The organism is Enterobacter sp. BIDMC 27 (assembly GCF_000534415.1).
GTDB classification, from domain to species: Bacteria; Pseudomonadota; Gammaproteobacteria; order Enterobacterales; family Enterobacteriaceae; genus Enterobacter; species Enterobacter hormaechei_C.
The window spans coordinates 1,058,373-1,080,063 of record NZ_KI973178.1 but is presented as its reverse complement, the minus strand read 5'-3'; the positions used below and the strand labels follow the sequence as shown (position 1 = coordinate 1,080,063).

The 21,691-nt window shown below is 56.1% G+C and carries 23 protein-coding genes; 10 read left to right on the top strand and 13 right to left on the bottom strand.

Translation table 11 applies throughout. The features are described from left to right. The first annotated feature begins 67 nt into the window (after positions 1–67). Positions 68–649 carry a DNA-3-methyladenine glycosylase I gene (gene tag / locus L463_RS17370; RefSeq protein WP_017383572.1) on the top strand — a complete coding sequence of 194 codons (582 nt, stop codon included), beginning with the start codon at positions 68–70 and terminating at the stop codon, positions 647–649. After that, positions 627–1,067 carry an N-acetyltransferase gene (locus L463_RS17375; protein ID WP_015569985.1) on the top strand — a complete coding sequence of 147 codons (441 nt, stop codon included), beginning with the start codon at positions 627–629 and terminating at the stop codon, positions 1,065–1,067. The genes tag and L463_RS17375 overlap by 23 nt, the downstream gene beginning before the upstream one ends. Here the strand turns inward: L463_RS17375 and L463_RS17380 are convergent. Continuing rightward, complete coding sequence (locus L463_RS17380) at positions 1,036–3,405, bottom strand: molybdopterin guanine dinucleotide-containing S/N-oxide reductase (protein WP_048248861.1); 2,370 nt, start codon at positions 3,403–3,405, stop codon at positions 1,036–1,038. The genes L463_RS17375 and L463_RS17380 overlap by 32 nt on opposite strands. A 122-nt stretch (positions 3,406–3,527) precedes the next feature. Here L463_RS17380 and L463_RS17385 point away from each other — a divergent pair, with 122 nt between their 5' ends. The 6 genes from L463_RS17385 to ghrB all read left to right on the top strand — a co-directional run bounded on the left by L463_RS17385 (position 3,528) and on the right by ghrB (position 9,580). Then, positions 3,528–4,190 carry an OmpA family lipoprotein gene (locus tag L463_RS17385; RefSeq protein ID WP_015569987.1) on the top strand — a complete coding sequence of 221 codons (663 nt, stop codon included), beginning with the start codon at positions 3,528–3,530 and terminating at the stop codon, positions 4,188–4,190. 179 nt (positions 4,191–4,369) lie between these two features. Beyond that, complete coding sequence (locus tag L463_RS17390) at positions 4,370–5,386, top strand: LacI family DNA-binding transcriptional regulator (protein ID WP_015569988.1); 1,017 nt, start codon at positions 4,370–4,372, stop codon at positions 5,384–5,386. A 102-nt stretch (positions 5,387–5,488) separates the two neighbouring features. After that, complete coding sequence (locus tag L463_RS17395) at positions 5,489–6,238, top strand: sugar phosphate isomerase/epimerase family protein (RefSeq protein WP_032104552.1); 750 nt, start codon at positions 5,489–5,491, stop codon at positions 6,236–6,238. 3 nt (positions 6,239–6,241) lie between these two features. Next, positions 6,242–7,180, top strand: a complete 939-nt coding sequence (locus tag L463_RS17400) for a sugar kinase (protein WP_032104550.1) — start codon at positions 6,242–6,244, stop codon at positions 7,178–7,180. Positions 7,181–7,297: 117 nt separating this feature from the next. Then, a complete protein-coding gene (locus L463_RS17405; protein WP_001089079.1) occupies positions 7,298–8,578 on the top strand; it encodes an MFS transporter in 1,281 nt (426 codons plus the stop codon). Positions 8,579–8,605: 27 nt separating this feature from the next. After that, the gene (ghrB, locus tag L463_RS17410; protein ID WP_032673092.1) at positions 8,606–9,580 is read left to right on the top strand and encodes a glyoxylate/hydroxypyruvate reductase GhrB; all 975 of its coding nucleotides are present in this window, start codon (positions 8,606–8,608) and stop codon (positions 9,578–9,580) included. Between the two features lie 58 nt (positions 9,581–9,638). Here ghrB and cspA read toward each other — a convergent pair whose 3' ends face one another. Both cspA and L463_RS17420 read right to left on the bottom strand, forming a co-directional pair. Beyond that, entirely contained in the window at positions 9,639–9,851 is a 213-nt protein-coding gene (gene cspA / locus L463_RS17415) for a transcription antiterminator/RNA stability regulator CspE (protein WP_003860775.1), read from the bottom strand. Positions 9,852–10,095: 244 nt separating this feature from the next. After that, positions 10,096–10,806 carry a DUF3053 domain-containing protein gene (locus L463_RS17420; RefSeq protein WP_017383576.1) on the bottom strand — a complete coding sequence of 237 codons (711 nt, stop codon included), beginning with the start codon at positions 10,804–10,806 and terminating at the stop codon, positions 10,096–10,098. A 330-nt stretch (positions 10,807–11,136) separates the two neighbouring features. Here L463_RS17420 and L463_RS17425 point away from each other — a divergent pair, with 330 nt between their 5' ends. Further along, positions 11,137–11,424, top strand: a complete 288-nt coding sequence (locus L463_RS17425) for an HTH-type transcriptional regulator (RefSeq protein WP_003860776.1) — start codon at positions 11,137–11,139, stop codon at positions 11,422–11,424. Positions 11,425–11,462: 38 nt separating this feature from the next. On the opposite strand, the gene L463_RS17430 is transcribed toward L463_RS17425, so the two are convergent. The 3 genes from L463_RS17430 to ubiD form a co-directional block, all read right to left on the bottom strand. Continuing rightward, entirely contained in the window at positions 11,463–13,082 is a 1,620-nt protein-coding gene (locus L463_RS17430; RefSeq protein ID WP_032673091.1) for an ABC-F family ATP-binding cassette domain-containing protein, read from the bottom strand. Positions 13,083–13,298: 216 nt separating this feature from the next. Further along, on the bottom strand, positions 13,299–14,000 hold the full coding sequence (gene fre / locus L463_RS17435) for an NAD(P)H-flavin reductase (protein WP_003860778.1): 702 nt from the start codon (positions 13,998–14,000) through the stop codon (positions 13,299–13,301). Positions 14,001–14,039: 39 nt separating this feature from the next. Then, complete coding sequence (gene ubiD, locus L463_RS17440) at positions 14,040–15,536, bottom strand: 4-hydroxy-3-polyprenylbenzoate decarboxylase (RefSeq protein WP_017383578.1); 1,497 nt, start codon at positions 15,534–15,536, stop codon at positions 14,040–14,042. Positions 15,537–15,705: 169 nt separating this feature from the next. Here ubiD and rfaH point away from each other — a divergent pair, with 169 nt between their 5' ends. Next, on the top strand, positions 15,706–16,197 hold the full coding sequence (gene rfaH / locus L463_RS17445) for a transcription/translation regulatory transformer protein RfaH (protein WP_003860779.1): 492 nt from the start codon (positions 15,706–15,708) through the stop codon (positions 16,195–16,197). Here the strand turns inward: rfaH and tatD are convergent. The 7 genes from tatD to ubiE form a co-directional block, all read right to left on the bottom strand. Then, entirely contained in the window at positions 16,194–16,976 is a 783-nt protein-coding gene (gene tatD, locus L463_RS17450; protein WP_017694739.1) for a 3'-5' ssDNA/RNA exonuclease TatD, read from the bottom strand. The genes rfaH and tatD overlap by 4 nt on opposite strands. 41 nt (positions 16,977–17,017) lie before the next feature. Beyond that, positions 17,018–17,788, bottom strand: coding sequence for a Sec-independent protein translocase subunit TatC (gene tatC, locus L463_RS17455; protein ID WP_015569997.1), 771 nt, complete (start codon positions 17,786–17,788; stop codon positions 17,018–17,020). Positions 17,789–17,790: 2 nt separating this feature from the next. Next, a complete protein-coding gene (gene tatB / locus L463_RS17460; protein WP_003860783.1) occupies positions 17,791–18,333 on the bottom strand; it encodes a Sec-independent protein translocase protein TatB in 543 nt (180 codons plus the stop codon). 3 nt (positions 18,334–18,336) lie between these two features. Then, a complete protein-coding gene (gene tatA, locus L463_RS17465; protein WP_003860787.1) occupies positions 18,337–18,591 on the bottom strand; it encodes a Sec-independent protein translocase subunit TatA in 255 nt (84 codons plus the stop codon). Positions 18,592–18,667: 76 nt separating this feature from the next. After that, positions 18,668–20,308 carry a ubiquinone biosynthesis regulatory protein kinase UbiB gene (ubiB, locus tag L463_RS17470; RefSeq protein ID WP_017694740.1) on the bottom strand — a complete coding sequence of 547 codons (1,641 nt, stop codon included), beginning with the start codon at positions 20,306–20,308 and terminating at the stop codon, positions 18,668–18,670. Continuing rightward, positions 20,305–20,910, bottom strand: coding sequence for a ubiquinone biosynthesis protein UbiJ (gene ubiJ / locus L463_RS17475; RefSeq protein WP_003860788.1), 606 nt, complete (start codon positions 20,908–20,910; stop codon positions 20,305–20,307). The genes ubiB and ubiJ overlap by 4 nt, the downstream gene beginning before the upstream one ends. 13 nt (positions 20,911–20,923) lie before the next feature. Continuing rightward, entirely contained in the window at positions 20,924–21,679 is a 756-nt protein-coding gene (gene ubiE / locus L463_RS17480; protein WP_003860790.1) for a bifunctional demethylmenaquinone methyltransferase/2-methoxy-6-polyprenyl-1,4-benzoquinol methylase UbiE, read from the bottom strand. Positions 21,680–21,691: the final 12 nt, after the last annotated feature.

Below are 21,691 nucleotides of genomic sequence, written 5' to 3'. Positions count from 1 at the left end.
TAGCAGACACGTCAAGCCGGGCAGATTGAAATTTTTGCGTTTACCGTATCAGGAAGGGAGATGACCTATGCAACGTTGCGGCTGGGTAAGCCAGGATCAGCTTTATATCGATTATCACGACAAGGAATGGGGCGTACCGGAAACCGACGGTAAAAAACTGTTTGAAATGATTTGCCTTGAAGGCCAGCAGGCCGGGCTGTCGTGGATCACCGTTCTGAAAAAGCGTGAGAACTATCGCAAAGCCTTCCACCAGTTCGATCCGGCTGCGGTTGCCGCCATGACCGACGACGACGTGGAAAGGCTGGTTCTGGATACCGGTATCATCCGCCATCGCGGTAAAATTCAGGCCATTATTGGTAACGCGCGTGCTTATCTGGCGATGGAGCAAAACGGCGAACCCTTCTCAGCATTCGTCTGGTCGTTTGTGGATAACGAGCCGAAGGTGACGCAGGCCGCCACGCTTGCAGAGATCCCAACGTCGACCCCCGCCTCAGATGCCCTGTCGAAAGCGCTGAAAAAACGCGGCTTTAAGTTTGTGGGCACCACCATCTGTTACTCCTTTATGCAGGCCTGCGGGCTGGTCAATGACCACATTACGGGCTGCTTCTGCCATCCGGAGGGCCACCATGATCCGCAAATGGCAAAGTGAGGACACCGCTCCGCTTTTGAGTCTGTGGCTGGAGAGCACCACCGAGGCGCATCCGTTTATCGACGCAAGTTACTGGCAAGCGAATGAAGCGGTAGTGCGGGATGAATACCTTCCCGCCGCCGAGACCTGGGTCTGGGAAGAAAACGGTACCCTGTGCGGTTTTATCAGCGTCATGCAGTTCCAGTTCGTGGGGGCGTTGTTTATCGCCCCGGCGTTCATCGGAAAGGGGATCGGGCGTGCGCTGCTGAACCACGTTCAGCAGCACTATCCGTATTTAACTCTGGAGGTGTATCAGAAAAACGTGCGGGCGGTGAATTTCTATCATGCTCAGGGTTTTCGCATCGAAGACAGCGCCTGGCAGGATGATACCCAACACCCGACGTGGATCATGAGCTGGCAGGCGGATCAAACGCCGTAAGGGTAAGCGCCGGCCCCTCATATTTATCCACCCATGCCAGCGCCGTATTCCCCGCGCAGCCATTCCCCAGCTTTGAGCTGGGGAGATCTTTGGTCAGCACGTTTACGGCGCCGTTCTTACAAATACCGCCCTCCTCCAGCGCCAGATCCGGCCATGCGCCCTGATGAATGCAGAAAACGCCAGGGCGGATCCCGTCACTCACCACGGCGCCTGCCAGCACCTGCCCGCGCGCGTTCCAGACCCGAACGAGGTCGCCGTGGTTAATCCCCCGCGCCTTTGCGTCATCGCTGTTCAGCGCAATCGGCTCACGACCCGCCACCGCATACTGCTCGCGCAAAGCCGAATAGTTGAGCTGGCTGTGCAGACGATGGGCGGGATGGGCAGACAGCAGCTGAAGCTGCCCCGGCTGCGCGTTGCCATGCCATTCATCCGGCTCCAGCCACGCCGGATGCGGCGGACAGTCCGCGTAGCCAAAGCTGGCGATGCGTTCGCTGTAGATCACAATCTTCCCGCTTTCGGTTTTTAGCGGGTGATTCTCCGGATCGCGACGGAAGTCAGCAAAGCGCACAAACCGCGCATTCTGCTCGCTTTCCGGCATTTCGAAGAGTTGATTCGCCTCCCAGAATTCGGCAAATGGCGGCAGCGTCACGCCCTGCGCAGCCCCGCGCTGGCTGGCAATCTGATAAAACGTTTCCAGCCATTGCAGATCGGTTTTGCCCTCGGTGAAACGCTCCCGCCCGCCCGCTTCCCACATTTCACTCAGGTCGGCAAAGACATCAAAATCATCCCGCGCTTCGTCCCGGGGGGCCACGACGCGCTTCATCGGCACCATATGCTGATTACTGTAATCCCCCGTCATGGTGAGATCGTTACGCTCGAACGAGGTCGTGGCGGGCAAAACGATATCGGCATGTTTCGCTGACGCGGTCCAGAAGCACTCCGAGATCACCACCAGCTCCGGTTTCTGCCAGGCGCGGATCAGGCGGTTAGTATCCTGGTGATGGGTGAAGTTGGCCCCACCCGCCCACCAGACAAACTTAATATCCGGGAAATGCCGATCCTGGCCGTTGTGCTGATAAAACCCGCCTGGGTTCTCCAGGGCTTCAACAATGCGTGCCACCGGAATTTTATCTACCGCGTCCACGCCACCCTGCACCGAGCCCTGCATGGAGGCCAGCACCGCGGCTTTTCGCGTCGGGTTGCCGCCGTTAGCAAAGTGATAGGAAAGCCCAAAACCGCCGCCGGGTGTGCCAATCTGCCCGAGCATCGCGGCGAGCGTCACCAGCATCCAGTGCTTCTGCTCGCCAAACTGCTGGCGCTGCATCCCCCAGCCGGACATGAGCATCGTGACACGGCTATGGAATAACGTCGCCAGTTCGCGGATTTTAACGGCATCAACGCCGCAAATCGCCGCAGCCCACTCTGCGGTTTTGGCGATACCGTCGGTTTGTCCCGTCAGGTAGTCGGCAAATTTATCGAAGCCCGTGGTGCAGCGCGCCAGAAATTCCGTATCGTGCCAGCCGTTCTCCACCAGGGTGTGGGCGATGCCCAGCATCATCGCCACGTCGGTGCCCATATGCGGCGCGATCCACTCGGCGCTGTCGCCGAAGAAATCCAGCGTTTCAGAACGCATCGGATCGATACAGATGATGCGCTTGCCGCTTTTGCGCAGCGCATCAAAGTAGGAAACGCCCTGCTCGTCGGACGCATTCCAGGCAATTTTCAGGGTATTGAGCGGGTTGGCGCTCCAGAGCACCACCACCTCCGCATGCTCCAGCACCAGCGGCCAGCTGGTCTGCTGCTGATAAACCTCATTCCCGCCCACGACATACGGCATGATTGCCTGCGCCGCGCCGGTCGAGTAATCGCCCAGATGGCCGGTGTATCCTCCGGCCAGGCTCATATAGCGTTGCAGCAGGGTTGCGGCCTTATGCAGCACGCCGTTCGAGCGCCAGCCATAGGAGCCGGCAAAAATGGACGACGGGCCATAGCTGTCGCGAATGCGTTTATGCTGGGTATGGATCAGCGCCAGCGCGTCGTCCCAGCTCACGCGTACGAACTCATCCTGCCCACGAATACCCTGCGGCTTATCCGGTGACGCCAGAAAGCCTTTACGCACCATCGGCCAGCGGACGCGGGTTTTACTGTGTACCTGATCGCGAACGACGGTCTGTAAAGAGTTGAGATGGCGCGAAGGCAAAGCCCCGCGAGACGACAGCACAGTGTCGCCATCGGTTTCGACCAGCATCGGCCCCCAGTGGGCGGCGGTCAGAATGGTTTTTGTTGAGGTGCTCAAAGCGTGCGCTCCTGGTTGCGTGCAGGTGTTTCGGCCTTTCATTGAGGCAGTTTATCGTTTGTGACAAATTTCAGAGTTATACACTGAATTTTCTCCGTATCCGGACGTCATAATCCACTGCCACGTCCATCGTGGCAAAGAATAAAAAGGATTAAGGAAATAAGATGAAAAAACGCGTACTCGTTATTGCCGCTCTGGTGAGCGGCGCACTGGCTGTTTCTGGCTGCACAACCAACCCTTACACCGGTGAACGCGAAGCGGGCAAATCCGGCATTGGCGCGGGTATTGGTTCCCTGGTGGGCGCTGGCGTTGGCGCACTCTCCTCCTCCAAGAAAGATCGCGGCAAAGGTGCGCTGATTGGCGCAGCGGCAGGCGCAGCCCTGGGCGGCGGCGTGGGTTATTACATGGACGTGCAGGAAGCAAAACTGCGTGACAAAATGAAAGGTACGGGCGTGAGCGTGACGCGCAGCGGTGACAACATCATCCTGAACATGCCAAACAACGTGACCTTTGACAGCAGCAGCGCGACGCTGAAACCCGCCGGCGCAAACACCCTGACCGGCGTGGCCGCGGTGCTGAAAGAGTACAATAAAACTGCCGTGAACGTGATTGGCTACACCGACAGCACCGGCAGCCAGGATCTGAACATGCGTCTGTCCCAGCAGCGCGCCGATTCCGTGGCCAGCTCGCTGATCGCCCAGGGCGTAGAAGCGAACCGCATCCGCACCAGCGGCATGGGTCCGGCTAACCCGATCGCCAGCAACAGCACGGCGGAAGGCAAAGCGCAGAACCGCCGCGTTGAGATTACGTTAAGCCCGGTGCAGTAGGTAAAAGCAAAACGGCAACCCCGTTGCCGTTTTTAGTGTTTGCGCCCTCTCCCGTGGGAGAGGGTTGGGGTGAAGGCATCAGACCGCAACCTCCGGTAAGCGCAGCGCCACCCGGTAAATTGCTTGATTCGCCAGATTTTCCCGCTAAGGTATTCTCACTAAATTCAGGGAAATCAGCGATGATCAAACCAACCCGAGCCACCATCAGCGACGTGGCGAAAGCCGCCAAAACCGGAAAAACCAGCATTTCACGCTACCTCAACGGCGAGAAACACCTGCTTTCCGATGCGCTGCTGGCACGAATCGAACAGGCCATTGCCGATCTCGACTACCGTCCCAGCCTGATGGCGCGCGGCCTCAAGCGGGGCCGCACCCGTCTGATTGGCCTCATCATCGCCGATATCACCAACCCCTATTCCGTTAACGTCCTCAGCGGCATCGAAGCGGCGTGCCGTGAAAAAGGCTTTACCCCGCTGGTCTGTAACACCAATAACGAGGTTGATCAGGAGCTGCATTACCTCGATCTGCTGCGCAGCTATCAGGTGGAAGGGATTGTGGTGAATGCCGTCGGGATGCGAGAAGAGGGGCTAAATCGCCTGCAACAATCGTCGCTGCCAATGGTGCTTATTGACCGCAAAATCCCGGAATTTGCCTGCGATGTGGTCGGGCTGGATAACACCCAGGCGGCCACCACCGCCACCGAGCACCTGATTGAACAGGGTTTCGAAGCCATTCTGTTCCTGAGCGAACCGCTGGGCATGGTTAATACCCGCCGCGACCGCCTGGCGGCATTTCGTGCCACGCTGGCGCGATATCCCGGTGTGATCGCCGAAAATGCTGAAATCCCCCTGCATGAAGCCGGGCAGCTGGATAATACCCTGCGCCAGTTCCATACCCGTCATCGGGGTATGCGTAAAGCGGTGATCTCCGCGAACGGGGCGCTGACGCTTCAGGTTGCCCGCTCGCTTAAACGCATTGGCCTGCACTGGGGCAGCGACATCGGCTTACTCGGCTTTGATGAACTGGAGTGGGCAGAACTGGCTGGCGTAGGCATCACCACCCTCAAACAACCCACCTGGCAGATCGGCTATGCCGCGGTTGAACAAGTGGTTCGCCGCATTGAAGGCACCCGCGACGCCGTACGCGAGCAGGTTTTTTCCGGCGAGCTGATCGTTCGCGGCTCTACTGCCCGTTAATTTCCCCTTCGTGACAGCGATCATAAATTCAGCATCCCGATCTTTTCTTTGGAACCGGTTCCATCTAGCGTAATACTATCGATTACGCTCTGGAGTCAGGAAATGAGCAGGAAAATTATGGTGGTCACCGCCGCGTATGGTGCGGATCAGGTGCGACAGGCAGGCGGTCAACGGGCAATGCTTCCCGTTATTGCCGGCGCAGGAGCTGATGGCGTTGAAATCCGCCGCGAGCTCTTCAGCAACGACGAGTTAATGGCCCTGCCTGCGCTCGGCGAGTCCATTGAACTGCTGGGTTTACTGGCGTGCTACTCCGCCCCGGCCCCCCTGTTTATGCCCGATGGCGCCCTCAACCCGGATCTCCCGCGCTACCTTAGCGAAGCCAGCGCCCTGAACGCGCTGTGGCTTAAAGTCTCGCTGGGTCATTTCAGCGACAAACAACCCCTTGAAGCCCTGCGCACACTGCTGGATGAAAGCGGCATGACGCTGGTGGTGGAAAACGACCAGACCGACTGCGGGCAGCTCGCGCCGATGCAGCGCTTCAAAGCCGCCTGCCGGGTAATGGCGCTGCCGGTCACGCTGACGTTCGATATGGGCAACTGGCTGTGGGTTGGCGACTCCCCGGAAGAGGCTGCACGTCAGCTGGCTCCCGCCGTGAGCTATATTCATGTGAAGGCCGCAGTCCCACATAAGGCGCAGTTCCGCGCTGTCGCGCCGGATCAGACCGATTCTCGCTGGCGGGATCTGCTTAATCAGCTCCCTGCCGATGCGCCACGCGGTATCGAATTTCCGCTGGAAGGGACGGATCTCACCGCCGTCACCCGCCATTACGTCAACCTGCTGCGCGAGGAGTAAACCATGCACAAGACGCTGGATGTCATCACCATTGGCGAGGCCATGGCGATGTTTGTCGCCACCGAAACGGGCGAGCTGAGCGCAGTGGAGCACTTCATTAAACGCGTGGCAGGTGCCGAGCTGAATGTTGCTACCGGCCTTGCGCGGCTGGGGCTGAATGTCGGCTGGGTAAGCCGCGTGGGAAATGACAGCTTTGGCCATTTTGTTCTCGACTCGCTGAAAAAAGAGGGCATTGATGCCGCAGGCGTGACCCTCGACGGACGCTTTGCGACGGGCTTTCAGCTGAAATCTAAAGTTGAAAATGGAACCGATCCCATCGTGGAGTATTTCCGCAAAGGCTCAGCGGCAAGCCATCTCTCCGTGGATGATTATCACGCCGCGTATTTCTCCTCCGCGCGCCACCTGCACCTGAGCGGCGTGGCGGCGGCGCTCTCGGCCAGCTCGTACGATTTACTGGATCACGCGGCTTCGGCAATGAAAGTGCAGGGCAAAACGATCTCCTTTGATCCGAACCTGCGCCCGGTGCTGTGGAAAAGCGAAGCGGAGATGGCTGAGAAACTCAACCGACTGGCGTTTCAGGCGGACTGGGTTCTGCCGGGCATAAAAGAGGGAATGATCCTCACTGGCGAAAGCACGCCCGAAGGCATTGCTGATTTTTACCTCAACAGAGGGGTAAAAGCCGTGGTGCTGAAAACCGGTGCCGACGGCGCATGGTTCAAAACTGCCGACGATGAGCAAGGCGCTGTCGCTGCGGTAAAAGTCGACAACGTGGTCGATACCGTGGGCGCGGGCGATGGGTTTGCCGTCGGGGTCATCAGCGCTCTGCTGGAGGGCAAACCACTGTCGCAGGCCGTGGCGCGAGGCAACAAAATTGGTTCGCTGGCGATTCAGGTGCAGGGCGACAGCGAAGGATTACCAACACGAGCAGAGCTCGGCGTCTAAATTCCCTCTCCCTGTGGGAGAGGGCCAGGGTGAGGGCAGCAATCCGCACCAGATAATTAAGCCACCGTGTACCCTACAGACAACGGCGGCAACAACCTCAACAACAGAGGCAAGCCTATGAACAGTTCGACCAATGCAGTAAAACGCTGGTGGTACATCATGCCAATCGTGTTTATCACGTACAGCCTGGCGTACCTGGATCGTGCCAACTTCAGTTTCGCATCCGCCGCCGGGATCAACGAAGACCTCGGGATCACCAAAGGGGTCTCCTCCCTGCTGGGTGCCCTCTTCTTCCTGGGTTATTTCTTCTTCCAGATCCCCGGCGCGATTTACGCTGAACGCCGCAGCGTGCGAAAGCTCATTTTCATCTGCCTGATCTTATGGGGTGCCTGTGCGTCGCTTACTGGCGTGGTGAATAACATTCCTGCTCTGGCGGCTATTCGCTTTATTCTCGGCGTGGTTGAGGCGGCCGTCATGCCAGCAATGCTGATTTACATCAGCAACTGGTTCACAAAATCTGAGCGTTCACGTGCTAATACGTTCCTGATACTCGGTAACCCGGTCACCGTGTTGTGGATGTCGGTGGTTTCCGGCTACCTGATCCAGTCCTTCGGCTGGCGCGAGATGTTCATCATCGAAGGGGTTCCCGCGATTATCTGGGCCTTCTGCTGGTGGGTGCTGGTGAAAGATAAGCCAGCCCAGGCAAAATGGCTTTCAGAGGACGAAAAAGCCGCACTCCAGGCGCAGCTGGATAAAGAGCAGCAGGGGCTGAAAGCGGTGCGTAACTACGGTGAAGCCTTCCGCTCCCGGAACGTTATTCTGCTGTGCGCACAGTATTTTACCTGGAGTATTGGCGTGTACGGCTTTGTGCTGTGGCTACCGTCGATTATCCGCAGCGGCGGTGAAAACCTTGGCATGGTGGAAGTGGGCTGGCTGTCATCGGTGCCTTACCTGGCTGCGACCATCGCGATGATTATCGTCTCCTGGGCATCGGACAAGCTGCAAAACCGTAAGCTGTTCGTCTGGCCACTGCTGCTGATCGCTGCTTTTGCCTTTATTGGCTCCTGGGCCGTAGGCGCGAACCACTTCTGGGCTTCGTATACGCTGCTGGTGATTGCGGGTGCGGCCATGTATGCCCCGTATGGTCCGTTCTTTGCCATCATCCCGGAAATGCTGCCGCGTAACGTCGCTGGGGGCGCGATGGCGTTGATCAACAGTATGGGCGCGCTGGGTTCGTTCTTTGGCTCGTGGTTTGTGGGCTATCTGAACGGCGCCACTGGCAGCCCATCGGCCTCTTACATCTTTATGGGGGTGGCGCTTTTTGCCTCGGTATGGCTTACTCTGATTGTTAAGCCTGCTAATAATCAACAGCTACCCGTCGGCGCACGCCACGCCTGAATCCTTTTAAAATCAACGGAGATTAGCATGAAGCCGTCCGTCATTTTGTACAAAGCACTGCCTGAAGACCTGCAAAAACGCCTGGAGGAACACTTTACCGTTACCCGGGTCAAGAACCTCAGCCCGGAAACCGTGGCACAGCACGCCGACGCGTTTGCCAGCGCCGAGGGCCTGCTGGGTTCGAGCGAAAAGGTGGATGCAGCGCTGCTGGAGAAAATGCCGAAGCTTCGTGCTACCTCAACCGTTTCGGTGGGATACGACAATTTCGACGTGGATGCGCTAAACGCGCGCAACATCCTGCTGATGCACACGCCGCATGCCCTGACAGAGACCGTCGCCGACACGCTGATGGCGCTGGTGCTCAGTACCGCGCGTCGCGTGGTGGAAGTGGCCGAGCGCGTGAAAGCGGGCGAATGGACGAAAAGCATTGGCCCGGACTGGTTCGGCGTGGACGTTCATGGCAAAACGCTGGGGATTGTTGGGATGGGCCGCATCGGTCTGGCGCTGGCACAGCGCGCGCATTTCGGCTTCAGCATGCCCATTCTGTATAACGCACGCCGTCACCACACTGAAGCCGAAGAACGTTTCAATGCCCGCTACTGCGAGCTTGATACGCTGTTGCGGGAAGCCGACTTTGTCTGCCTGATCCTGCCGCTGACGGATGAAACGCGTCATCTCATCGGCAAAGCGGCGTTTGAAAAGATGAAGAAATCGGCCATTTTCATCAACGCGGGTCGTGGTCCGGTGGTCGATGAGAAGGCGCTGATTGAGGCACTGCAAAACGGTGAGATCCACGCCGCTGGTCTGGACGTGTTTGAACAGGAGCCGCTGCCGGTGGATTCTCCGCTACTGACCATGCCGAACGTCGTCGCCCTGCCACACATCGGCTCTGCCACTCATGAAACACGCTACAATATGGCGGCGACCGCCGTGGATAACCTGATTGCCGCGCTCGGCGGTAAAGTGGATAAGAACTGCGTTAACCCACAGATACAACAGTAGAAACGAAAAAACCCGCCAGAAGGCGGGTTTTTGAATTTTGTGCTACTGGGTTGGAAGCTTACAGGCTTACAACGTTACCAGCTGCTGGGCCTTTAGCGCCGCTTTCGATGGTGAAGGAAACTTTCTGACCTTCATCCAGAGATTTGTAGCCATCGTTCTGGATAGCAGAGAAGTGTACGAACACGTCTTTAGAACCATCGTCAGGAGTGATGAAGCCGAAACCTTTATCAGCGTTGAACCATTTTACCAGACCAGTCATTTTAGCAGACATAGAAATTACCTTATTAACAAATATATTGTGCCTTCCGGCTTGATGGATTGCGTTACAGATTTTTAAGCGATGAAGGAAGGGTCACTACGAAGGGTATCTATGGATAACAATCTGGACTGCTTTACTAAACTGCTTTAGGTCTGTGTAACAAACCGACGAACATAGTTATACCGATGTGGTAGATGAATGACAAGCGTTATTTTCATCAAGCATAAAAAAAACCCCGCCGAAGCGGGGGTTTTTCTTATTCCGTAGCAGCGACCGCTGCGCTCCAGGCCTGGCTAAAGGCCTGATGCTGGGACGCGAGCGGCCCGATCAGCGCGTTGTACTGGCTCGCCTGCTGGGAGGTCGGGAACTGGATACCGTTAGAGACGAAGCTCACCTGCGTACCTTGTTCACTAATAAAGTCACCCACCTGAACCAGCTGCTGAGTAAAGACCTGCGCCGCCGGGATCAGCGGTTGCAAGGCGTTTGACGGCTTGGTCACGACTTTCTCATACACCTGGTCATAGACCGGTTTGAGATCCTCGCCCTGCTTCAACGCGGAACGCGACGCATCAGCCTGCATTTTGGCATTTTGCAGCTGCTGGCTCAGTACCCCAAGCGCGCCATTTGACTGGCGCAGCGGTTCGCGCTGGGTCATATAATCCTGTGGAACGCGGATGGCATTCACGCTATCCACTACCGGGCGAATACCGGAATCCATCGCCTGGCTTACCTGCTGTGAATAGCCATACAGAATGGCGTAATCCGACACGAATGGACCAAACTGTTTTTTCTGATCCGCAGTCAGCGTTGGTAAACGCTCGCCGCTACGCATCACTGTATTCTGTAGAAAATCGATAAACGCTTTGCGCTGATCGCCTTCTTTATCGAAACACCCACTCAGGCTAACAACCATCAACAACGCCGCAATAGGCGCAAACCAGCGAGAGCAGGACTTTCCTGTCGCCATTTTATTACTCCTTTCACCCAAAAAGCGCACACCGGCACACGCGTGCCCAACGCTGACAAGGATAGTCCAGGTCAGCCTTGCAAGATAGAGTTTTCATGCAAAACGGGTATTCCCGTTTTTGTACTGACTATTTACAAAAAAATACCTGTGCATCCCTACATATGACTAATCAGGTAATTAGCATAACTATCCATATAGCTGAAACGCGTAAAGCGATCGTTATCGCACAATTAATCACAGCCGTGACGATCCTGTGTCTGGTTTAGGGACTATTCTTAACAGGCTCTCTGATGTTCATGATCCCGATGTGTGATTTATGAGGAGTTCTCAATGGAATTAAAAGATCCTGAGTTTGAGCTGCTGAGCAGCCTGGAACAGATTATTTTTAAAGATGTACCGCCGACGGTTACCCTGAATCAAAAGTCCAATCCTTTTAGTGAATTTGAGCGTTTACGCAAAGGATCGGGCCTGAAAACAGATGAATTCGCAAGAGCGATGGGTGTCAGCGTAGCGATGGTGCTGGAGTGGGAGTCAAAACGTGAAAAACCTACCCCAGCCGAGCTAAAGCTGATGCGCCTGATCCAGGCAAACCCTGACCTTCGCAAGCAGTTAGCCTGATAAAGTTTGTTTGCCCCCGCCCTTGCGGGGGCTTGTGTTTACAGACTTTCACATCGCCATCCCGTCTCTTCCCACACCAGTTCATGCGTCAGCTTCAGCCCTGCCAGAAAGGCTTCATCATGCGACACCACCAGCAGCGCGCCGGGGTAATCGGCTAAGGCCGCTTCTATGGCCTGAACAGAGGCCAGATCAAGATGGTTGGTCGGCTCATCCAGAAGCAGCAGTTGCGTTGCCGCTTCACGCCACAATACGCAGGCCAGCGCGGCCTTCAGGCGCTCGCCGCCACTCAGTTCGGCCAGTGGTAGTGTCACTTTCTCTGCGCCCAGCTGAAGCTGCGCTAAACGGGTACGCAGCGCCCCCTCTTCGAGCGGCGTATTGCCCAGGCTAAGGTGTGTCATCACCGACTTCGAAAGATCCAGCCGGGAAAGATGCTGATCGAGATAAGCACACCTGACGGAGACCTTACAGGTTCCCGTAACAGGGGCGGTTTCGCCCAACATCACTTTCAACAGCGTGGATTTTCCACAGCCGTTCGGCCCGCGTAGCGCCACGCGCATCGGGCCATCCATTCGCCAGTTTATCGGGGAGACAGGCACGTGCGGAAGCACCAGTTCTTCCAGCACCAGAACCTGTTTTCCTTCCGGGATTTCACTGCCCGGCAGGGTAAACATCACCGCGTTATCCTCTTCAACCCTCTCGCGTGCCTGGTTGACCGCAGCGTTCAGAGCATGATTTTGATCGCTATGCTGTTTTTTCCAGGAACCAATACGCTCTTTCGCCGCCCCTTTGTATTTGACCCGTTCAAACGAGGCGATGTTAAGGCTGTCGACCGTGCGAAGCGTTTTGGCTGAACGCCGCAGGCTGTCGTCATGCTCTTTATGCATACGGGCGCGGGTACGCTTGCGTTCGGTGGCAGCATGCTCCAGCGCGGCGCGGGCAGCCAGCTGCTCAGCATCACGCTGGGTTCGATAGTCAGCATAATTCCCCCCGTAGCTGCGCAAGCCCAACGCGCTCAGTTCAAGGATACGCGGTACCTGGGCCAGCAACTCACGGTCGTGAGAGGCCACCAGTACCCCGCCCTGATACCGGGAAAGCTGCTCGTAGAACCACACGCGGCCTTGCCTGTCGAGGTGGTTGGTCGGTTCGTCCAGCAGCAGGTAATCAGCATCTGCGGTGAATGCGCTGCACAGCAAAGCACGAATGCGCTCGCCGCCGCTCAGTTCTGCCGCGCGTTTATTCGGGTCAAAAGGGGGAAGTTTTGCAGCGATAAAAGCCTGGCTCAGCCGTTCAGCCAGATCCCAGTAACCGTCGAGCGTGTCGAGATCGTCGGGTTCATAATGACCGCTGTCGATGCGCGTGCGCGCCGCAAAGATCGCGTCGTAACCAAGCAGTCCGGCAAGCGTGGTATCCGCAGAAATATCCTGCTGTTGCGCCACATAGACGTGTGTACCAAAGCGCTCAATATGACCGCTGGCGGGTTCATCAACCCCTGCCAGCAGCCGCAGCAGCCGTGTTTTGCCGCTGCCGTTGCGGCCAACCAGCGCGCACACTGACGCATCCAGAGAAAGATTCAGTGGACCAAAAAGGATATCGCCCGTCGCAAACTGACAGGTGACCTGATGCAAAATAAAAGAGGGGGACTGCGCAAAATGAGCCATAAGCACTCCTGAATGAAATCAAAACATCCCCTGCCGACGCGGTGCGTTGAGCAAGGATCGAAATTCATCAGTCGTGTTTGTTCATTTTTGGGGGGCGCTCCTGAGGGCGAAATTTAACGGGAACAAGAATAACGGCATTGCGCCGCTCATTTCAAGGTTAAATTTTCACCAGGCTATTGCCCGAGCATAAAAAACCCGCCGAAGCGGGTCTCTCAATCAGATAAACGCAAACGCATCGCCAAACAGACGATCTTCCCGCGCGTCACGCTCGTTGCAGAACAGGTCGCGGGCAATTTTTGCCATTTCAAAGCGACCGGCAATGTAGATATCGTGCCCGGCCAGCGTCCCGTGATCCTGCAATACCGCAGTCAGCACCGTACCGCTGCGCCCGCGCCAGCCCTCTTCCGGCTGCTCGACAACCGGCTCGATGCGCAGGTTTGGATGATTTACGCTCAGCGCTTCCAGCTCAGACAGATCGTAAAGATGCTTCTCTTCACGGCCGCCCCAGTAGATGGTGATATCGCGATTCGGGTTGCGCGCCAGCGCGGTCAGCAGAATAGAGCGGACATATGAGAAGCCCGTGCCACCGGCAATCAGGATCAGCGGACGGTCTTCGTCTTCACGCAGCCAGGCCTCGCCGTGAGGAATATCGACCACGATTTCACGCTCTTTCAGGATGCGGTCCATCACGGCCATCGCGTACAGGTTAAGCTCAGACGCACCAATATGCAGCTCAATAAATTCCTTCTCTGCTGGCGTTGAGGCCATAGAGAAAGGACGCTTATCACGCTCGTCCATCACGACCATCAGGTACTGACCGGCACGGAATGAGAAGGCCGCTTCAGGAACCAAACGGACGCGATATACGGTGTCGGTAATAGCATCTACCGACGTCACTTTACAGCTTAAGGTTGTCATTCGCTCTCTCTGTCGGGAAGTCTATAGGGCTAAACGGTCTTATTCTGCCTTACCGTTATTCATTATGGCCAGCTCGTCCCAGATCGCGTCAATTCGCGCGGTCACGGCAGGATCTTTTTTGATCGGGCGACCCCATTCACGGTCGGTTTCGCCAGGCCATTTGTTCGTGGCATCCAGTCCCATTTTTGAGCCAAGGCCGGAAACCGGCGAGGCAAAGTCCAGGTAATCAATCGGCGTGTTTTCCACTAACACCGTATCACGCGCCGGATCCATACGCGTGGTGATGGCCCAGATGACGTCATTCCAGTCGCGGGCATTGACGTCATCATCGCAGACAATCACAAACTTGGTATACATAAACTGGCGCAGGAAAGACCATACGCCCATCATCACGCGCTTAGCGTGACCGGCATACTGCTTCTTCATCGTCACCACCGCCAGGCGATACGAACACCCTTCCGGCGGCAGATAAAAATCAACAATTTCCGGGAACTGCTTTTGCAGGATCGGCACGAACACTTCGTTCAGCGCCACGCCAAGCACCGCCGGTTCATCCGGTGGACGGCCGGTATAGGTGGAGTGATAGATGGCATCTTCACGCTGGGTAATGTGGGTGACGGTGAACACCGGGAAGTTATCCACTTCGTTGTAATAGCCGGTGTGGTCGCCGTACGGCCCTTCGGGCGCCAGCTCGCCCTGTTCAATGTAACCTTCCAGCACAATCTCTGCGCTGGCCGGTACTTCCAGGTCATTGGAGATGCACTTCACCACTTCGGTTTTGGTGCCGCGCAGCAGCCCTGCAAAGGCATATTCAGACAGCGTATCAGGAACAGGCGTCACCGCGCCCAGAATGGTTGCCGGATCGGCACCCAGCGCGACGGAAACCGGGAAGCGTTCGCCCGGATGGGCCGCGCACCACTCCTGGAAATCCAGCGCCCCACCGCGATGGGACAACCAGCGCATGATGAGCTTGTTCTTGCCAATCAGCTGCTGGCGATAAATGCCGAGGTTTTGACGCTCTTTATGCGGCCCACGCGTCACGGTGAGGCCCCAGGTGATCAGCGGTGCGGCATCGTCAGGCCAGCACTGCATGATGGGAATTTTGGTCAGATCCACCGCATCGCCTTCCAGCACTTTTTGCTGGCACGGCGCACCGCGCAGGCGTTTGGTGGGCATGTTCAGCACCTGCTTAAACTGCGGCAGCTTGTCGAACAGGTCGCGGAACCCTTTTGGCGGCTCCGGCTCTTTAAGAAAGGCCAGCAGTTTGCCCACTTCACGTAACGCCGTGACATCTTCCTGTCCCATCCCCAGCGCCACGCGGCGAGGTGTGCCAAACAGGTTGCACAGCACCGGCATGGCGTAGCCTTTTGGGTTTTCAAACAGCAACGCCGGGCCGCCCGCGCGCAGGGTGCGGTCAGCGATTTCTGTCATTTCCAGATACGGATCAACAGGAAGCGTAATGCGTTTGAGTTCGCCCTGCTTTTCCAGCAGCGCCAGGAAGTCGCGTAGATCGTGGTATTTCATGCAGTTAATCATGGCCTCTCTGTAAGCGCTTCATTATACGGCGTAAGACCGCGTGATGCTGTAATTTTGTTAAATTAGCGTGAACTTCCACGACTTACTCTCTTTTTCGCCATTATAATCACCTTAGCGATCCCGCCAGGGTTTTGGTATGCTTGCGCCCCGAACAATGGGAAGAGTGATTATGCAGGCCTGGTATTTACTGTATTGCAAACGCGGGCAACTTCAGCGCGCGCAGGAACATCTTGAACGTCAGTCTGTTAACTGCCTGACACCCGTGATCACGCTTGAAAAAATGCAGCGTGGAAGACGCACGACCGTCAGTGAGCCTCTGTTCCCGAACTATCTGTTCGTCGAGTTCGACCCCGAAGTGATCCACACCACGACGATCAGCGCCACGCGCGGCGTCAGCCATTTTGTGCGTTTTGGCGCCCATCCGGCAAGAGTACCGTCATCGGTTATTCATCAGCTTTCTGTCTACCAGCAGCCTGAAGATATTACCGATCCGGAAACCCCTTATGCTGGCGACAGCGTGGTGATCACCGAAGGCGCCTTTGAAGGGTTACAGGCCATCTTCGCTGAGCCGGACGGTGAAGCGCGCTCCATGCTGCTGCTCAACCTGCTGAACAAAGAGGTGTTGCAGAGCGTTAAAAACACCGATTTCCGCAAAGTTTAGAACTGCACGCCGAACAGACGACGCACGTTATCATCGGTTTGTGCTGCCAGCCACTGGGCATCTTCTCCGCGCCAGTGCGCCACTCGCTCAGCAATATGCCCCAGGTAGGCCGGTTCATTACGTCGTGATGGCGGTTTGGGCTGCATATCCCGGGGCAACAGATACGGCGCATCCGTTTCCAGCAGCAAACGATCGGCCGGGATAACAGGTAACAGCTCACGCAGCTCCAGCCCACGACGCTCATCGCAGACCCAGCCCGTGATACCCAAATACAGCCCGCGGTTCAGGCAGTCCAGCGCTTCCTGACGGGAGCCCGTAAAGCAGTGCAACACCGCGCCCGGCAGTTTCTCCAGCCAGGGTTCCAGAAGCGCCATAAAACGTTCATGCGCATCGCGACAGTGCATAAACACCGGCATCTCCAGCTCTGCTGCCAGCGCGAGCTGGGCGGTAAATGCCTTCTCCTGCTCTTCAGGCGTCGAGAAGTTACGGTTGAAATCAAGCCCGCATTCGCCAATGGCAACCACTTCTGGCGTTTGTGCCAGACGATGTAGCGCCTCAGCGCTTTCATGCGTCCACTGACTGCTGTCATGAGGATGCACGCCTGCGGTGGACCAGCAGTGTTGATAGCGTTGCGCCAGCTGCCGTGCCTGCTCACTCTCATGCAGATTCGTTCCCGTCAGTAGCAGCCCACCCACGCCGGCGGCAAAGGCACGCGCCACCACCTCATCGTGGTCTTTCGCAAACTGGGCGCTGGTGAGGTTAAGCCCGATATCAAACATACGTATCCCCATATGACAACCGCCCTGACGGGCGGTTGGTTTTATTCTTTAGTAGTCTCTTCAGACGGCTCGTCTTCTTCGTCCCGGGTACGCCCCTTTCCGACGTAGAAACGAGCGAAGAACACGCCGACTTCAAACAGGCAGTACATGGGTATCGCCAGTAAGGTTTGCGAGAAGACGTCCGGTGGCGTTAACAGCATACCTACGACAAATGCCCCCACCAGGATGTACGGGCGCTTCTTACGCAGATCGTCAGGCGTGGTCACCCCCACCCAGCAGAGCAGGACAATTGCTACGGGCACCTCGAAGGCGACACCAAAGGCCATAAACAGCGCCATCACGAAGCTGAGGTAGCTGGCGATGTCCGTCGACACCTGTACCCCTTCCGGTGCGGTATGCGTCAGGAAACCGAAGGCCAGCGGGAAGACAACGAAGTAGGCGAACGCCATGCCGATATAAAACAGCAGCGAACTGGACACCAGCAGCGGAATAACCAGCTTGCGTTCATGCTTGTACAGCGCGGGCGCCACAAATGCCCAGACCTGATACAGAATAACCGGCGCAGAGGCAATCAACGACACCCAGAAGGTCAGTTTGATCGGGGTAAAGAACGGTGAAGCAACGTCTGTTGCAATCATCGTCGCGCCCAGAGGCATCTGTTTAATCAGCGGCGCGGAAACCACCTGATAGATATCGTTGGCAAAATAGACCAGACATAAAAAAATGAGGAAAACCGCAATAATGCAGTTTAACAGGCGCTTACGCAGCTCAATGAGGTGCGTAATAAGCGGTTGAGTATCATCTACTGCCATGTTTACGCTTTATCACTCGACGAGGGGGATGATTCGGAAACGGGCGCGGCGGGTTTTACCTCAGCCGTTTTGACCACGGGCTCTTCCGGCGGCACCTGCTTTTTCACTTCGGGCTCCTGCGGCGATTGCTCTGGCGAAGCAGCCTGATGCTCCGCGCTGGAAGGCGTTACACCCTCGCGCTGCTCTTCGCTACCCTTCACCACCGGATTGTGGATGGTGTTTGCTTCATCGCTCGCCTTCTCAGGATCGTTAATACTGTAAGAACGCTTCATGGATTCAGCCGCTTCGCGCAACTCATCCATTGATGCTTTCAGCTCCGGCGTCAGGTTGTCCATGCTCGCCTTTTCAACCTTTTTCAGGCTGTCCTGAAATTCCTGAAGCTTCAGCTCCTGCGCCAGCTCGTTCTGCACGGTAGTTGCCAGCGAGCGAAGCGCCCGCACCCAGCCCACGACGGTTTTCACCGCAACGGGTAAACGCTGCGGCCCCAACACAATCAGACCAATCACAAAGACCAGCAGTAACTCACCAAAACCAATGTCGAACACGAATTACACCTGCTCTTTATCGTGACGTTTAGCCTCTTCCTTTTTGGCTTCGTCCTGCTTATCGGCGATGGATTTAGCGGTAAAATCAGCATCCTGACTGGTTTTTTCCTGCTTATTCTCATCATCGCTCATGGCTTTCTTGAAGCCTTTGATTGACGCGCCCAGGTCGGAACCAATCGATCCGAGTTTTTTCGTGCCAAACAGCAGCACAACGATGACGGCAATGATCACTAACTGCCAGATACTGATACCACCCATGCGTGTTCCCCAGTGATAGATGATTAATTAGTCAGATCGCATTATACGTATGCAATCTCTCGATAGCGACGCTAATTCAGCGCGTTTTTCTCCAGCCAGCAAGCCAGACAACCACACCGGCAGCCATAATCCAGGCTGGCATCATTTCCCAGTCCGGACGATTGATCAACAGCAACGTGCCGCTTATCAGCAGCGTCGCGCCAATTCCGAAGAGATAGCGGGACTGCCCCTGACGCACGCGACTGGATTGAAGCTCGTGCGCGATTTTATCCATGCTGTGCTGAAGGTTCTTGCTCTGACGCAAACTGTCGTAAACCAGTTCAGGAATTTCAGGCATTTTTTCAATCCAGAACGGGCCTTTCTCTTTAAGCGAGCGAACCAGAGCTGGAATTCCGACCTGATCCTTAATCCAGGATTCGAGGAACGGTTTCGCGGTTTTCCACAAGTCTAACTGAGGATAGAGCTGGCGGCCTACGCCCTCAACGTAAAGTAATGTTTTCTGAAGTAAAACTAATTGCGGCTGCACTTCCATATTGAATCGGCGTGCGGTGTTGAACAGGTTGAGCAGGACGTGTCCGAAAGAGATCTCCGAGAGCGGCTTTTCAAAAATCGGCTCACAGACGGTGCGGATCGCAAATTCAAACTCTTCCACGTTGGTATCTGGCGGAACCCAGCCTGAATCCACGTGCAGCTCGGCCACCTTACGGTAGTCGCGATTGAAGAAAGCGATAAAGTTCTCTGCGAGGTAGCGCTTATCCTCTTTATTCAGCGAGCCGACAATACCGCAGTCGATGCCGATGTATTTCGGATCTTCCGGGTGCTCATAGCTGACGAAAATGTTGCCCGGATGCATGTCTGCATGGAAGAAGCTGTCGCGGAAAACCTGAGTAAAGAAGACCTGCACGCCACGTTCGGCCAGCAGCTTCATGTTGGTGCCCTGTTTTTCCAGCGCCGCCACGTCAGAGACCGGAATACCGTAGATACGTTCCATCACCATCATGTTCTGACTGCAATAGTCAGAATAGACTTCAGGAACATACAGCATCGGGCTGTCTTCAAAGTTTCGACGCAGCTGAATGGCGTTCGCCGATTCACGCAGCAGGTTAAGCTCGTCAATCAGCGTTTTTTCGTATTCCCGAACCACTTCCAGCGGACGCAGACGGCGGCCATCCGGCAACAGACGCGGCACCCAGCGAGCCAGGCGATAAATCAGCTTCATGTCTGCTTTGATAACCGGCAGGATATCCGGACGAATCACTTTGATGACCACCTCTTTGCCATTTTCCTTCAGGCGCGCGGTGTGAACCTGCGCAATAGAGGCAGAGGCCAGGGGCTGAATATCGAAATCATCAAACCAGGTCTCGATGGGGATATTGCCCATCGCTTCTTCGATTTGTTTCTTCGCTCTCTCTCCGTCAAACGGAGCAACGCGGTCCTGCAATAGCGCGAGCTGATCGGCAATTTGCGGTGGGAAAAGGTCGCGACGTGTTGAGAGCATTTGTCCAAACTTGATCCAGACCGGGCCCAGCTCCTGTAACGCAAGACGCAGGCGTGCGCCCAGCTCCTGATCCTTATGGCGATTCGGCATCCAGAACAGCGTGCGACGCCAAAGCCGAAGCGGCAGGGTGATACGCATTCTGGGGATAAGCTCGTCGAGCCCGTAGCTCAAAAAGGTGCGAACGATAAAATAGAGGCGCCGAATTTCACCAGGCGTCATTTGCCCTCCAGTTTTTCCAGCCGTTTGGTTAACGCATCAACTGCGCGCTCAACTGCCGCGGTCTCTTCTGCAAACCAGGCGACTTCTAAAGGCCCCGGCGCCATACGCCACTCTTCGGTCAGCACCTCGGCAGCGTAGCGCTGTTGACGGAGCAGACCTTTACGCAGGAAAGCGGAACCCGTGCGCAGCGTTTTGCTTATACCTTCAGCCGCGATGTCGCCGATATAGGGCGCCAGCAGTTCCGCCGGGTCGAATTCAGCCTGATCGCTGAGTGCAACGAAGTTCTGTACCACCTGAATATCGCCCTCGACCTCCAGCTCACCGCTGCGAATAAGCGCCGTCATCTGCTGACGGTCACGCAGTTTTGGCAATACGCTCATGTGCGTAATCACCGAGCAGTCCGCCTCGCCTTCCCACTCCCCCAGAACGTCAAGCTGGCGTTCGCTGAAGACCAGCACAAGCGGCGTCGAGAACTCCTTTAAAACGATGCGCAGCACCTTTCCGTTAAGCCGCTGACGTGCGGTTTTCAGCGCCGGAGCGCGATACAGAAAGGCATTCAGTACATTCTCGATGCCTGCGGTGACTAAGGGTTTAATGGGCACGGGAAACCTCCACTCAGAACTTGTAACCACGATGCAGCGCGACGACACCCGCCGTCATATTGAAGTATTCCACGTTTTCAAACTCCGCATCCTGCATCATCGCTTTCAGCGTGTCCTGATCCGGGTGCATTCGGATGGATTCGGCCAGATAACGGTAACTTTCTGCATCGTTTGCCACCAGCTCGCCGATGCGCGGCAGAACGTGGAAGGAATAGGCATCGTAAGCTTTGCTCAGCGGGTCGATAATCGGTTTAGAAAACTCGAGTACCAGAAGTCGACCGCCCGGCTTAAGCACGCGGTACATGGAGCGCAGCGCTTTATCTTTATCGGTCACGTTACGCAGACCGAAAGAGATGGTGATGCAGTCGAACGTATTATCCGGGAACGGCAGCGCTTCGGCGTTGGCCTGAACATATTCAACGTTGCCTACCACGCCGATGTTACGCAGCTTTTCGCGCCCCATTTTCAGCATGGAGTCGTTGATATCCGCCAGCACCACGCGGCCGGTTTCGCCAACCAGACGGGAGAATTTAGCGGTCAGATCCCCTGTGCCTCCGGCTAAATCCAGCACCGTTTGTCCACGGCGCACGCCGCTGCAATCAATAGTGAAGCGCTTCCACAAGCGATGAATGCCAAATGACATCAAATCATTCATCACATCGTACTTCGCCGCCACGGAATGAAATACGTGGGCCACCATGTCAGCTTTCTGCGCTTTGGCGACAGTCTGAAAGCCAAAGTGCGTTGTGTCTTGTGAATCGTCAACCATCTCAGAGCCTGC